16 protein-coding genes and 1 pseudogene are annotated in these 13,630 nt (G+C 53.5%); 4 read left to right on the forward strand and 13 right to left on the reverse strand.

Annotated elements, in window-relative coordinates:
• Positions 1-87: 87 nt before the first annotated feature.
• Positions 88-738: a glutathione S-transferase family protein gene (locus tag CSR04_RS19835; RefSeq protein WP_102798070.1), complete on the reverse strand. Its 651-nt coding sequence runs from the start codon at positions 736-738 to the stop codon at positions 88-90.
• 94 nt (positions 739-832) lie between these two features.
• Between CSR04_RS19835 and CSR04_RS19840 the strand changes: the two genes are divergently transcribed.
• Together CSR04_RS19840 and CSR04_RS19845 are read left to right on the forward strand one after the other, a co-directional pair.
• Positions 833-1,810, forward strand: coding sequence for a helix-turn-helix transcriptional regulator (locus CSR04_RS19840; protein WP_102798071.1), 978 nt, complete (start codon positions 833-835; stop codon positions 1,808-1,810).
• Positions 1,811-1,897: 87 nt separating this feature from the next.
• Entirely contained in the window at positions 1,898-2,380 is a 483-nt protein-coding gene (locus CSR04_RS19845; protein ID WP_102798072.1) for a YehS family protein, read from the forward strand.
• Positions 2,381-2,384: 4 nt separating this feature from the next.
• Here the strand turns inward: CSR04_RS19845 and CSR04_RS19850 are convergent, their stop codons facing one another.
• Positions 2,385-2,747 carry a VOC family protein gene (locus tag CSR04_RS19850; protein ID WP_102798073.1) on the reverse strand — a complete coding sequence of 121 codons (363 nt, stop codon included), beginning with the start codon at positions 2,745-2,747 and terminating at the stop codon, positions 2,385-2,387.
• A gap of 102 nt (positions 2,748-2,849) precedes the next feature.
• Between CSR04_RS19850 and CSR04_RS19855 the strand changes: the two genes are divergently transcribed.
• Together CSR04_RS19855 and CSR04_RS19860 are read left to right on the forward strand one after the other, a co-directional pair.
• Positions 2,850-3,128: a hypothetical protein gene (locus tag CSR04_RS19855; RefSeq protein WP_102798074.1), complete on the forward strand. Its 279-nt coding sequence runs from the start codon at positions 2,850-2,852 to the stop codon at positions 3,126-3,128.
• The gene (locus CSR04_RS19860) at positions 3,118-3,357 is read left to right on the forward strand and encodes a helix-hairpin-helix domain-containing protein (RefSeq protein ID WP_102798075.1); all 240 of its coding nucleotides are present in this window, start codon (positions 3,118-3,120) and stop codon (positions 3,355-3,357) included. The genes CSR04_RS19855 and CSR04_RS19860 overlap by 11 nt, the downstream gene beginning before the upstream one ends.
• Here the strand turns inward: CSR04_RS19860 and ppnP are convergent.
• The 11 genes and pseudogenes from ppnP to CSR04_RS19910 form a co-directional block, all read right to left on the reverse strand.
• On the reverse strand, positions 3,354-3,668 hold the full coding sequence (gene ppnP / locus CSR04_RS19865; RefSeq protein ID WP_102798076.1) for a pyrimidine/purine nucleoside phosphorylase: 315 nt from the start codon (positions 3,666-3,668) through the stop codon (positions 3,354-3,356). The genes CSR04_RS19860 and ppnP overlap by 4 nt on opposite strands.
• Positions 3,669-3,816: 148 nt before the next feature.
• On the reverse strand, positions 3,817-4,053 hold the full coding sequence (locus CSR04_RS25285; protein WP_425427712.1) for a cation:proton antiporter regulatory subunit: 237 nt from the start codon (positions 4,051-4,053) through the stop codon (positions 3,817-3,819).
• Positions 4,054-4,068: 15 nt separating this feature from the next.
• A pseudogene (locus tag CSR04_RS19870) lies at positions 4,069-4,992 on the reverse strand (ATP-grasp domain-containing protein); the annotation flags it as partial.
• A 221-nt stretch (positions 4,993-5,213) separates the two neighbouring features.
• Complete coding sequence (locus tag CSR04_RS19875; RefSeq protein ID WP_245921773.1) at positions 5,214-6,074, reverse strand: sugar phosphate isomerase/epimerase family protein; 861 nt, start codon at positions 6,072-6,074, stop codon at positions 5,214-5,216.
• Between the two features lie 23 nt (positions 6,075-6,097).
• Complete coding sequence (locus CSR04_RS19880) at positions 6,098-7,825, reverse strand: GMC oxidoreductase (protein WP_102798078.1); 1,728 nt, start codon at positions 7,823-7,825, stop codon at positions 6,098-6,100.
• Between the two features lie 12 nt (positions 7,826-7,837).
• Positions 7,838-8,437: a gluconate 2-dehydrogenase subunit 3 family protein gene (locus CSR04_RS19885; RefSeq protein ID WP_102798079.1), complete on the reverse strand. Its 600-nt coding sequence runs from the start codon at positions 8,435-8,437 to the stop codon at positions 7,838-7,840.
• On the reverse strand, positions 8,434-9,147 hold the full coding sequence (locus tag CSR04_RS19890) for a 3-keto-disaccharide hydrolase (RefSeq protein WP_245921782.1): 714 nt from the start codon (positions 9,145-9,147) through the stop codon (positions 8,434-8,436). The genes CSR04_RS19885 and CSR04_RS19890 overlap by 4 nt, the downstream gene beginning before the upstream one ends.
• A gap of 53 nt (positions 9,148-9,200) precedes the next feature.
• A complete protein-coding gene (locus CSR04_RS19895; protein WP_102798081.1) occupies positions 9,201-9,812 on the reverse strand; it encodes a gluconate 2-dehydrogenase subunit 3 family protein in 612 nt (203 codons plus the stop codon).
• The gene (locus CSR04_RS19900; protein ID WP_102798082.1) at positions 9,812-11,497 is read right to left on the reverse strand and encodes a GMC oxidoreductase; all 1,686 of its coding nucleotides are present in this window, start codon (positions 11,495-11,497) and stop codon (positions 9,812-9,814) included. The genes CSR04_RS19895 and CSR04_RS19900 overlap by 1 nt, the downstream gene beginning before the upstream one ends.
• Before the next feature lie 42 nt (positions 11,498-11,539).
• Positions 11,540-12,415, reverse strand: coding sequence for a hydroxypyruvate isomerase family protein (locus tag CSR04_RS19905; RefSeq protein ID WP_102798083.1), 876 nt, complete (start codon positions 12,413-12,415; stop codon positions 11,540-11,542).
• Positions 12,408-13,625: a nucleoside permease gene (locus tag CSR04_RS19910; RefSeq protein WP_216362605.1), complete on the reverse strand. Its 1,218-nt coding sequence runs from the start codon at positions 13,623-13,625 to the stop codon at positions 12,408-12,410. The genes CSR04_RS19905 and CSR04_RS19910 overlap by 8 nt, the downstream gene beginning before the upstream one ends.
• Positions 13,626-13,630 lie beyond the last annotated feature (5 nt).

A 13,630-nucleotide genomic window follows, 5' to 3' on the forward strand; every position in this document is an offset into this window, starting at 1 on the left:
CCATGTGTTGTTGCAGTCTGCTATTCCCGGGCCGCGCCTGACATAAAGGCTTAAAGCCAGACCTTACGTGTTTTCTGCATGGAGCTGTTATTTTTGGCCGTCAGCTTGCGCCTGATGTTGTTCAGCCCATTGCTGGTCCAGCGTCTGCACCTTCAGTGCGCTGGGGCGGCTACAGACCCTGTCTACATACTTGGTGATCACCGGCAGGCGCGGCAGCATCTCGAACATCAGCCCCCAGGCAAACGCACTGCCCCATAAGATATCCACGGCGCTGATTTTTTCTCCCAGCAGGTAGGGCTGATTACGTAGCGGCGTCAGTACGGTTTCCAGCATGGTATGTTCATCGCAGTATACTGAAGTCGACTGCGGAGCAGGCTCTCTTTGCATAAATTTGTCTACCATGGCGGGCTCATAGCAGGCTGCGTAGTAAACCATCCAGCGCAAATATTCCCCGCGTTGTGGGTCGTCAACGGCCGGTGCCAGATGACACTGTGGGTACAAATCTGCCAGGTAAATAAAAATCGCCACCTGCTCGGTAATAATTTTGCCCTTGTGACCCAGGGCTGGCACCTTACCCAGCGGGTTGATGGCAAGATAATCGGCCTGGCGCTGCTCACCGGCTTTGATATTAATCAGCTTTAATTCATAGGGCACCTGCATCTCTTCCAGCAGGGTCAGAGCCACTGACGAGCGGGATTGCGGGGCATGATAAAAGGTCAGAGTGGATGGTTGGGACATAAAGTTTCTCTCCTGTTGATGACTAGCGGTTAGCTATTGCCAACAAGATACGGCACCATACCTGTCAGTTTGTGTCAGGTTTGAAAAAGAATTTATGCGTGCCAGTCGTTTGCTTTCCATTCTTATTACCTTGCAGGCCAGAGGGCAGGTCACCGCGCAGCAACTGGCAGAGGATTGTCAGGTTTCCCTGCGCACCATCTACCGGGATATGGACGCCTTAAGTGCCGCCGGTATTCCCGTGTATGCCGAGCGTGGTAGCGAAGGGGGCTATCGACTGGTGGAAGGGCATCGCACCCAGCTCAATGGCTTGTCCGGGGATGAGGCCGAGGCGCTGTTTATGCTTGGGCTGGCGGGCCAGGCCTCGGAGCTGGGGCTGGGTAATGCGGTAGCCGATGCCCAGCTTAAACTACTGGCTGCCTTACCGGCCAAACAGCGCGGTGATGCCCAACTGATGAGTAGCCGTTTTTATCTGGATGCACCCGCCTGGTTTGGCGAGGCAGATCATCCGGTTTATCTGGCTGCCCTGAGCGATGCCGTGCGCAGGCAACAGAAAATTCAGGTGCGTTATCGCAGTTGGCAGGCAGAGAAGGAACGGGTTATTGCCCCTTTAGGCCTGGTGCAAAAAAGTGGGCAGTGGTATCTGGCCGGTCAGGTTGGCGAGGATATCCGTACTTACCGGGTGGCCCGTATCCTTGAACTTGAGGTGCTCAGCGAAAGTTTTGTGCGGCCACCTGATTTTAATTTGCCGACCTATTGGCAACAGAGCCTGCAGCGTATGGAAGAACAGCTGTATAACCAGACCGCGCTGGTGAAACTCTCAGAGTCGGGCCGCAGGTGGCTGAAAGCCTTTTTATCGCCTTATCAGTTGCAGCGTTGTGTGGAAATGGGTGAGCCAGACAGTCAGGGCTGGCAGCAGATGCAGATACCGGTGGGCTCGGTGTCACATAGTGCCAGCGAGCTTTTGCGGCTTGGTGCAGAGGTGGAAGTGCTGTCACCGCAAGCTCTGCGCACACAGATGCAGAAAATGGCCGAGGCACTGGCCAGGCTCTATGTTGTCCAGGACCAGGCCTGACGCTGGTCTGTCACCATTTCGCCCGTCTTGTTATACTTACCGCCCGCATCTTCGTGTTGAACATGCTGAAACCGATTAGGATCTATTTTGACCAACAACGACATTTTACGACGTGTTCGCTATGCCTTTGATTTTAAAGATAACGCTATGGTGGAGATCTTCGCTGCGGCGGATCACAAGGTGTCGGTTCAGCAACTGCATAATTGGCTGAGAAAAGACGACGACGCGCAATTTGTGGCCTTGAGCGATGCCGAGTTGGGATTGTATCTGGATGGGCTAATTAACACTAAGCGTGGTAAACGTGAAGGCGAGCAGCCTGTAGTGAAGGAACATCTTAATAACAATGTGATATTTCAGAAGTTGCGTATTGCCCTGAATATGCGCGCCGAGGATGTGCTGGAAACCATGCAACTGGTGGACTTTCGTTTAAGCAAGCACGAGCTGAGCGCGTTCTTCCGTAAGCCCGATCACAAGAATTACCGGGAATGCAAAGATCAGATCCTACGTAACTTTTTAATGGGGCTGCAGCGCCAGTTACGTCCGCAAAGCGACAGCCCTTATCCAGAGTAAAGGTTTACTGATCAGCCCCTTTGCCCGGCTCCCACAGCTCAATCGGGTTACCTTCAGGGTCGTGGATGCGGGCAAAGCGGCCTATCTCTGAATCCCATTCTGCACGGGTTTCAATGTCGACATTGGCTTGCCTTAGTTGTGCCAGCATGGCGTCCAGATTTTGCACACGAAAATTGATCATCCACTGTTGATTGGCGGCAAAGTAATCAGTGTCTGCAGAAAACGGCATAAATACTGTGGGACCGCTTTGTTGTTGCCACACCGACTGCATAATATCCACGCCCAGGTGACGGCTATACCAGTCTGCCAGGGCGCTAGGATTCTGACTTCTGAAAAATAACCCACCAATACCTTGTACCTTTTCCATTTGTGTTCCTGCAGTGCGTGTTGACCTTCTGAGTATAAACCAGCCTTTCGGTAAGCGTCTGACCGGGATAAGATAACACCAGCTTTATTCAACGGAAACGCCATGAAAACAGAGGAATTGCAAGCCTGGCAACAAACCCGCGCCGCGGGCAAAGGTAAGTTTATCCTGATTAACGCAGTGGCCTGGGGTTTACCCATGTTGTTGATTATGTTGTATATCAATCAACCCTTTGCCGACGGTTGGTGGTCCAAAGCAGTGTGCGTGCATCTGTTAGTCTGGCCACTGGCCGGGTTGGCCTTTGCGTTGATTCTTTGGCATCTGACCGAACGCAAATATCAGAGAGCGTTAAAGCAGCTTAAGGAAGAGCATCATGGGCTTTAATCAACAGGAAAAGGCCGCCCTGCTGGCCGTTAAAGGAGTCGGGCCAACGGTTGTCAAACGTTTCGAGGAAATCGGTATTGACTCTTTTGCCATGCTGGCCGGATATGAACCAGCCACCATTGCTCAGCGGGTCGCCTCTATGTTGGGCAGCAACTGCTGGAAAAACAGCCCACAGGCACTGGCTGCGGTTGCAGCGGCCATTGCCAGAGCCAGGCAGCCCTTGGATTAATCGGCAAGGTAGCTGCAGCAATAATCGCTGACGTCTTCCACTTTGACCTGAAAAGCGGCATTGGCCGGCACATAAAATTGCTGGCCGCCGGTGAAGACTTGCCAGTCCTGGTCGGGCAGCTTGACCTGCAGTCTGCCGGCCTGAATCTCCATCAGTTCTTTTTCGCTGGTGGCAAATTCATACTCACCTGGTTGCATAATGCCCAGGGTTTTGCGGCTGCCATCCGCGAAAACTACCGTGCGACTGGTGACCTTGCCGTCAAAATAGATATTGGCCTTGCGAATAATTGAAACCTGATCGAACTGGGACATGGCATTTCCTTGGGGTTACTCATTGAGCTGATAATGTGACGCCCCTGGATGGGGCAATCAAGTTCATTTGCTGCTCAGTCAGAGCAAAAGGTTATACAGCGTCGCAGCATCGCACAGCCTGTCCGTTGCTGTGGCTGCCACAATCCATTCAGGGCAGCGGCGCAATCAGCGGGCTGCGGTTTTCAATGGTTTTAGGCGGAATCAGGGTGCGCATCGACTCCAGTTTGCCGAAACACAACAGCTTGTCTCCGGCTTCGAGCACCCGGCTGGCTTTGGGGTTGGGAATGACCTTGCTACCGCGGTACAGGGTCAGCACATTAATATCCAAATCATGCAGACCTGACTCCTGCAAGCTTTTGCCCAGTAAATATGAGCCTTCCGGCAAGAACAGTTCACTGACTCCATAGCCGCGGCTGACGGTCAGGCGCTGGCGAATATCGATTTCGGGAAAATCCACCTGGGCACCAATGTAGTCAATGATGGCGCCGGCAATATCCAGATGGGTGCAGCTCTCAATGCCCTGCAATCCTGGCGACGAATTGACTTCCATAACCTGTGGCCCGTCTTTGCCTTCCAGCATATCCACGCCAGCGATTTGCAGGCCCAGAATCTGGGTGGCACGAATGGCCGTCTCTGTGTAATGCTCATCCAGCTCTACTGGTTCAGCCAGTCCGCCGCGGTGCACATTGCTGCGAAATTCCTGGCCCTGCGCCACCCTGCGCATCGCCGCCACCACTCTGTTGCCCACTACTATGGCGCGTATATCTTTACCTTTGCTCTCGGCCACAAACTTTTGCACCAGTACGTTCTGTTTCTGGCTTTGCAGCAGTTCAATAATGGCTTCGGCATTTTTGTTACTTTCTGCCAGCAGCACGCCGATGCCCTGAGTACCCTCAATCAGTTTGATAATAACCGGGGCATCGCCAACCCGGCCAATGGCCGGTAGCACATCTTTTTTATCGCGCACAAAGTTGGTTTTGGGAATGCCCACATGGTGGCGGCTCAGGTATTGCAGCGAACGCAGTTTGTCGCGGGAGTTCAAAATGCCATGGGCGCTGTTGGCGCAAAAAATCCCCATTTCCTGAAATTGCCTGACCACTGCGGTGCCAAAATAGGTAATAGACGCGCCGATCCTAGGTAATACCGCATCATAGTCGGTGAGTTGCTGCTGGCGATAATACAAAGCCGGGGTGCCGCGCTCCAGGTCAATGGCGAACTTGAGGGTATTAAATACTTTAACCTTGTGTCCTTTAGCTTCTGCGGTCTCTCTGAGGCGGCGGGTACTGTAGTTATGAGGTTCGCAAGAGAGTATGGCCAGCTTCATATTGGGTATCCTTTCTGAGGCAAAGAACCCTAACAGTAGTTGATGTGCTGACTTTCTCCAGTGTCAGAACAATCTGCCAGAAAGCAAAATCCTGCATAGGCTGAAAAATATCCACTCTCGCAGAGCACGCCGGGAGGCTGAGAAAAGCAGCTTGGATGCTACTCAACGCCCTGTGAACTCTGCGCCTCTGCGAGAATTGTATTCAACTAGTGCTAATTAGCTTAGCGGTTCTGTTGCCAGCGCTGAATCTCTTTATCCAGACCCTGCTTGGACTTTTCCACCGCTTGCATTGGCGTCAGATTATCCGGATATTCCTCCTGCTCCACCACCAGCCAGTGGGTGCCGCCCACTTCTATATTGGCGCTTAGCAACTGTTGCCAGTTGATGCCATCCTGGCCGATCAGGGTTTTCTTACCCTTGTCACTGTCGCGCAGTTTGGCCTTGTAGTGCGTGGTCAGGGTGCGACCGGGGTAGGCCCGTACATAGGCTGCCGGATCATGGCCGGCAAAATAGCTCCAGCCCACATCCTGCTGCAACACTAAATCGTCTGGAGTATGACTGGCAATATAGTCCCACAAGGTTTTACTGCCGTGCCCCCCGGAAGAAAATTCCTGAGCATGGTTGTGATAGCCAAAGTGCAGGCCATAGGCACTGACCAGTGGGTAGAACTGATTTAAATCCGCTACCGTCTGTTTAACGGTATCGGCGGCAAAGGCCCGCTCATCCCAGGGCACAATCAAGGTCGGGCAGTCCAGGGCCTGATAAAAGGCCAGGGTTCGATAGCGGTTGGCTTCATTTAAGGCATCAAAACCAATATGGGCACCGGAGCAGGCCAGGCCCAGTTCATCCAAACGCGCCTTGAGGGCAGCGGGCTGGTCGGCATAAGGGCCAAAAACACCGGCAAATTCCACCCCCTCGAAACCCATGGCGGCCAGCTTGGCCAGCGTGTCGTCGATATCCCGTTTGATATCGTCTTTTACCGACCAAAGCTGCACGCTGATTTTGGGGAACTGGCTGTCGGCTTTAACCATGGCAAAGGGCAACAGGCAAAACAACGCGGCCAAAAACGGACGTTTTTTCATAATAAATCCTTAAGTTGAAGGCGCTACAGGCGCCCGGCTTTAAACTGGTCAATGGCATAGTGAGCTGCCCTGGCGGTCAGGGCCATAAAAGTCAGGGACGGGTTCACCACCCCTGACGAACAAAAACTGGCACCATCGGTGACAAATACATTGGGCACATCGTGGCACTGATTAAATTTATTCAGCACCGACTGCTTGGGATCCTGTCCCATTCTGGCGCTACCTACTTCGTGAATGGCCAGACCCGGCGGGGCTTGAGTGGCCTGGGCCTGAATATCTTCAAAACCGGCCACCTGCATCATGCGTTTAATGGTCTCGGCGGCGTGCTGCATCATGGTCAGTTCGTTATCCGACCAGCGGCAATTAAAATGCAATTGCGGAATACCCCACTTGTCTTTTTTGCTGGGATGCAGGCTAACCTGATTATCCGCCCGGGGCAGCATTTCCCCCTGCGCCCCCATCCAGATCTGCCAGGGGCCAGCCTGGGTCAGGCTTTGCTTAAAGGCTTCACCAAAACCATCCTGCTGACTCATACCTTGCCAACTACCGCGCGTGGCCCCACCGGCCAGGGCATAACCGCGTACAAAATCCTTATGATAGCGGGACGGCTCAAAGTGAAAGTTGGGAATATAAATACCTGTCGGGCGGCGGCCCCGGTAGTATTCCTGCTCGTAGCCCGGAATGCGGGCTGAAGCCCAGGCATTGTAATTATGATCCATCAGATAGCGGCCCAATACACCCGAGGAATTGGCCAGGCCATTGGGGAAGCTTTTACTGGTGGAGTTGAGCAGAATTTGAGTCGAGCCCAGGGTTGAAGCACATAAAAATACGATCTTGCCGCGGTATTCACGCTGACTGAGATTGTCGTTGTCGACCACCCGCACACCGGTGACGCGCTGTTTGGATTCATCAAAAATCAGGCTGTGCACCACGCTGTTTGGGGCAATATGCAAATTGCCGGTTCGGGCTGCTGCTGGCAGGGTGGCACTTTGGGTGGAAAAATACGCACCAAATGAGCAGCCGCGGTAGCACTCGGAACGGGCCTGGCAAGTAACCCTACCCAGTTCCAGATGAATCTGGCTGGGCTGGGTAAGATGGGCACAGCGCCCCACCACCATGGGTTTGTCGGGAAAATGCTCGGCCACAGTGGCCTGAAAGTCCAGCTCGGGCTTGGTTAGCTCAAAGGCGGGTTGGCTGATACTGTCAGGCAGTTGTGGCAGATTGTCGCGGGCGGCGGCAATACCGGCAAAGGTTTCTACATAGTCGTACCAGGGCGCCAAATCCTTATAGCGAATGGGCCAGTCGATACCATGGCCGTCTTTGGCGTTGGCGGTTAAGTCATAATCACTCAATCTGAAGGTCTGACGTGCCCACAGCAGGGATTTACCGCCCAGTTGATTGGCCCGTATCCAGCTAAACTCGGTGCCGTCTTCGGTGCTGTAGGGCAGGTCGCGGTCATTGCCAAAGAAATGCTTGGTGGTATCGTTAAACGCATAACACTGCTGTTGAATGGCCTGATGTTGCATGGTCAGCAGATTGTCGGCCACTGTGCGGGTCGGGTATTGCCAGGGGCCTTTGCCTTCGGTGGGGTAATCCTTACGGTGTTCTACCAACCGCCCCCGTTCAATCAGCAGGGTTTTCAGGCCAGCTTCACAGCATTCCTTGGCAGCCCAGCCGCCGGTGATACCCGAGCCCACCACTAATACATCAAATTCCTGATCGGACTGCTGAACTATGTTGTTATCTTGCATCTGCGCTGCCTTTTAAAACGGAAAACCGCCGCTGTATGCCTTACCTACCGAGGCGTAGGCAACAGAGCCTTTAAACCCGCCGGGCACCGGGTCATATTGGAGTAACTGCGTCATACCCACCTTGCTGGTAAAAAAGCCAAACACCAGTAGTGCTTTAAGTTGCTTAAAGGCTTTTGTATCGGCGCCATCAAAGCCCGACTGGCTGCTTTCCAGTGCTTGCAATAGTGTCAGTTGCTGTTGCTTTGTGGCATCAGTAAATGGCAGGCTCAGCAGTGCCTGGGCCCTGGTGATGATTTTATCCAGTATCTGCTTGGCCGAGGTCTGAGTCTCGGTTGCAAAACAGTGCTTTAACTGATTGTCCACAAACCAATGACTGTTTGTGGCTAATGCGCCGGGGGTATCGGTTTGAGGAATAGTCAGATCGCCAATAATGGCCAGCACGCGCATTTGTTCAGCACTGAAAATCTGCAGTTGGCGCGGCACAGACTGGGCAAACGCCATGGCCACCGATAGCGCATTGCCACCTAATAAACTCTGGGCCGCCTGTACGCCAAACAACACCCCAAGTCCTTTCAGCAGACTGCGGCGCTGGATTGCCAAACTGCTGGTCATAGCGGGCGTACCCAAATATTACGGAAGCTGACCAGATTACCGTGGTCCTGCAACTGGATAGGGGCACAGCCGTGGGCTTCATAGCTGGGCTCGCCTACCCACACCGTGTTGCCCTGAATTTCCGTATGGTTTTGCACCACTACACCATTGTGTAGCAAGGTGATATAGCCTGGACGGCTGAGTTTACTGCCGTCAAATCGGGGCGCGGTGAAGATAATGTCGTAGCTTTGCCATTGCCCGGGCGAGCGCATGGCGTTTACCAGCGGTATCACCTGCTTATACAGGGCGCCCGCCTGGCCATTGCTGTAGGTGCGATTCTGGTACGAGTCCAGGATCTGAATCTCGTAGCGCTGCTGCAGAAATACACCGCTGTTGTTGCGCTGTTGCCCCTGCATGTTGGGATCGGGTTCAGGCACCTGCCATTCCAGATGCAACTGAACGTCGCAGAATTCTGCCTTGCTGCGAATATCACCGCTGCCGGGTTTGACGGTCATCACGCCGTCTTTTACTGTCCAGGCAGCGTCACCGCCTTTTACACTTTGCCAGGCGTTTAACCCGGCCCCGCCAAACAACACGGTGGCATCGGACGGAGGCGCATTGTCCGGCGCTGCGATAATCTGCGGCTCAGGCTCCCAGACTTCGGTTTTCTGTGCTTGCTTTTCCATATCGCTCTGGGCCCAGGCACTGTGACTGGCCAGTATCAGCCCCATGGCTAAGCTGGATAGTTTGCTGCTGTTCATGGTTATTCTCTTTATCTGTTAGATCAGGTCGCCCAGGCTTTGTCACCTTTTTGATACGGAAACTCACCGTCATAGCGGCCGGGCACGGCCACATAGCGAAGCACTTTGGTGGCGCCTATCTCTGAAGTAAAAAAGCCCAGCAAGGTCAGTTGCTTAAACAAGGTGAAATAATGTGGCAGGGGGCGGGGCTGATCCGGTCTGCCGCCGGGGCGGCCCAACTCCCAATGATCAATCTGGTTTTCACGGTTATACTGATACGCGGCTTCATTCAGCCCGGATAACAGGCTATGGCGCTGTGCATTGTCCAGCAGTAAAAACGGCTTACCGAAACGGGATTGCGCTTCGCTGTTAATCTGTGTCATACCTTGCTTAAACAGTGCCTGTTCGGCAGGTAAATAACAATCGGCGACCCAGATGGCCATGATACGCCCTACGTCGGCGTCTTTTGCCCCTGGGGTATCGGTGCGCGGAATAATGCAGTCGGCGATGTCGTTTAAATAGGCTAAATCTTCAGCACTAAAACCGGCTGCTTTGAGTGGTGTGGCGCTGGGCACGGGTGTCCAGGCCAGGGCATTACCGACAAAGGCCGCCCCGGTTGCGGCGCCAATAAACTTGAGTAGTTCGCGTCTGTCCATCACAGGTTTCCTCGCTTCAGTTCTGCCACTGCATAGTCTGCCGCTCTGGCGGTCAGTGCCATATAAGTCAGGGATGGATTCACGCAGGAGGCGGACGTCATACAAGCACCGTCGGTGACAAAGACATTCAGCGCGTCCCATACTTGATTGTGTTTGTTCAGTACCGAGGTCTTGGGGTCACGGCCCATGCGGGCCGTTCCCATCTCGTGAATGCCCATGCCAGGGGCATAATCGCTGTCATAGCCCCGCACGTTTTTCAGTCCGGCTGCTTCAAACATTTCCATCGCGTCCTGCTGCATATCTTTACGCATCGCCAGCTCATTGGCTTTAATTTCTACGTCTATGGCCAATACCGGCAGTCCCCATTTGTCTTTTACCTGGTGGTTCAAATAAACCCGGTTTTCGTGGTAGGGCAGCATCTCACCAAAGGCTGACATACCAATGCCCCAGTGACCCGGCTCGGTCATGCCGGCTTTGAGCGTGGCACCAATGCCCAGTTCAGCAATATCCTTCTGCCAGCCCTGACGACCGGCACTGCCCTGATAACCAAAGCCACGTAAATAGTCGCGTTTGTCATTGTGCCAGTTACGAAAGCGCGGAATATAGAAGCCAGCCGGGCGCCGACCAAAAGTATATTTATCCAGATAGCCTTCCACATCGGCAGACGCGCCAACGCGGAAATGATGATCCATCACATTGTGACCCAGTTCGCCGCTGCTGCTGCCCAGGCCGCCTTCCCAGATATCGGTGGCGGAGTTCATCAACAACCAGGCAGTATTCAGGGCAGAAGCGTTTAAGAAGACAATTTTGCTCTTGTACTCAATAACCTGGTTGGTCTGTGCATCAATAATCTCGACCCCGGTCGCGCGTTTCTTATCTTTGTCATACAACACCTTTGAGACAATAGAGAAGGGACGCAGGGTCAGGTTGCCGGTTTTCATGGCGGCTGGCAATGTGGCCGATTGGGTGCTGAAGTAACCACCAAAGGGACAGCCCAGCCAACATTTGTTTCGATACTGGCAGTTTGCCCGGCCCTGTTCCGGTTTGGGTTCGGTCATATTGGCGCTACGACTGTTAATCAGGTGGCGAGTGCCCTTAAAGGCTTTTTGCAGTCGCGCGGCCACGTCTTTTTCCACGCAGTTAAGGGGAATCGGCGCCTGAAATTGCCCGTCTGGTAATACGTCCAGGCCATCCCGGTTGCCGCTGATACCGGCGAAACGTTCAACATAGTCATACCAGGGCGCCACGTCTTCATAACGAATAGGCCAGTCTACCGCGATACCTTCCTTGCCATTGGCCTGAAAATCCTCGGGATTCAGGCGGTAGCTCTGTCGGCCCCACAACAGCGAACGGCCGCCAACATGATAGCCACGAAACCAGTCGAAACGTTTGTCTTCGGTATAGGGAGCATCTTTTTCATTGGCCCACATGCCAAAGGTGGATTCATTTAGCGGGTAATCACGGCGGATGACCGGATAGTCGAGCTTCATCTGCTGGGTGGGTACATCGCGGTGCGGGTAGTCCCAGGCTTCTTTATGGGCATTTTTGTAATCCTTGATATGCTCGATATTCTGGCCGCGTTCCAGCATCAGCACCTTCAGGCCCTTTTCGCACAGTTCCTTGGCGGCCCAGCCGCCACTGATACCCGAGCCCACTACAATTGCGTCATACTCATTGACTGACATGGTCTTTTACCTCTTCAAGTCCACCGGCTGTTGTTATCAATATTACTGGTCACAAATGTGCACAGCGTCGCGCAGTGAGGCGATCTTTCCTGCTTTGTCCGGTGGTGTGGGAATAAATTCCTGAGCCAGGTAACCGCTAAAGCCGGTGGCTTTAATGGCTCTGGCGATGGCGGCATAATTCAGTTCCTGGCTGTCGTCTATCTCATGGCGTCCTGGCACACCGGCCGTGTGGTAGTGGCCGAAATAGCCATGGTTATCCTGGATCGTACGAATAATGTCGCCTTCATTAATCTGCATATGGTAAATGTCATACAGCAGCTTAAAGTGTTCGCTGCCCAGCGCTTTGCATAACGCGATACCCCAGGCGGAGTTATCTGCCATATAGTCGGGGTGATCCACCTTGCTGTTAAACAGTTCCATCTGCAAAACCACGCCGCGTTTCTCGGCGAGCGGCAAAACCTGCTGCAGGCCAGTGACAGCATTAGCCAGACCCACCTGTGGGCTGATTCCGCGCTTATTGCCGCTAAAGCAAATCAAATTTCTGTAGCCTGCATCGGCGACCAAATCGATATGCCGCAGATAACGGGCAATCAATTGCGGATGAAATGCGGTGTCGCACCAGCCATCCGTCAAATTCAGCTCGGCACCATTACACATGGATGCGTCTACCCCATACTTTTTCAGGACCGGCCAATCCTCTGGCCCGACCAAATCAATGGCGGCAAAGCCCAGGGATTTGACTACCTGACAAAGTTCTTCAAGGGACAAATCAGCATAGGTCCAGCGGCTTACCGAGTGGCGTATATGGCCCTTCAAGCCCTTCTGAGCTGGACCTGAAGCTAGAGTCAGGGAAGGCAGTGCACTAAGGCCCCCTGCCAGCGCCAGCCCTTTAAACAGTTGCCGGCGCGTGCTATTCATGGCTTTCAATCCGTTCGTTTTTAAAGCTAAGCAGGAACAGCACAAAGATCACAGCGGCAAAACCGGCCGGATACAGCCAGATGTGTTGCCAGTCATGGCCACCGCCCTGGGCAAACTGGTCGGTAATCCGGCCCGCTACCCAAAAGCCGACCAGCATACCCAGACCGTATGTGGCCAGGGTAATCAAGCCTTGTGCCGCACTTTTGCTTTGTTCGCTGGCCTTGGCATTGGTGTATATCTGCCCGGAGACAAAAAAGAAGTCATAACAAATGCCGTGTAGGGCGATGCCCAGCAGCAACATCACCACCGCACCATCAGCATCACCAAAGGCAAACAGTACATAGCGCAGGGCCCAGGCACCCATACCGACCAGTAAGGTGAGCTTGATACCAAAACGTTGCAGAAACACCGGCAGCGCCAGCATAAACAGGACTTCAGATACCTGTCCCAGGGTCATTTTACCCGTGGCGTTTTCCACGCCGATTTCGGTCAGAAAGGGATTGGCATTCTGGTAGTAGAATGCCAGGGGGATGCAGATCAGAATGGAAGACACAAAAAACAGCAGGAAATTGCGATCTTTCAACATGGCCAGGGCGTCCAGCCCCAGCATTTGCCCCAGGCTGGTCTGTCCGTCATTGGCTTTGGGCGGTGTGGCCGGCAGGCTGAAACTGAACAGGCCCAGCAGCAATGATGCCGCCGCGCAGAGCAGGAAGGTATTTTTCAGCATGCCCTGGGCAATGGCGTCTTTGGCATCCCAGGAAAACACATAGCTGATCACCAGACCGGCGACAATCCAGCCGATGGTGCCCCAAACCCGAATTTTGCCAAATTCCCTGGCCGGTTCCTGCATCTGGCCAAATGACACCGAGTTAACCAGCGCCAGGGTGGGCATATAAGCGAGCATATAGGCCAGCACATAGGGGTAAAAGGCGTCAAAACTGTCGGCGCTATACAGGCAGTACATCAACACCGCCCCCAGTAAATGCAGGATGCCAAGAATACGTTCGGCATTAAAGTAGCGGTCGGCAATCAAACCAATCACAAAAGGCGCGATAATGGCCCCCCACGATTGAGTAGAGAAGGCCATCCCAATCTGATTACCACTGGCCCCCAGATTATTGCCTAGAAAGGTACCAAGAGTGACAAACCAGCCGCCCCAGATAAAAAACTGCAGAAACATCATCAGGCAGAGTTGAACGCGAATTCCCATGCTCA

Origin of the sequence: Bowmanella denitrificans (genome assembly GCF_002887595.1) — a bacterium.
GTDB lineage: Bacteria > Pseudomonadota > Gammaproteobacteria > Enterobacterales > Alteromonadaceae > Bowmanella > Bowmanella denitrificans.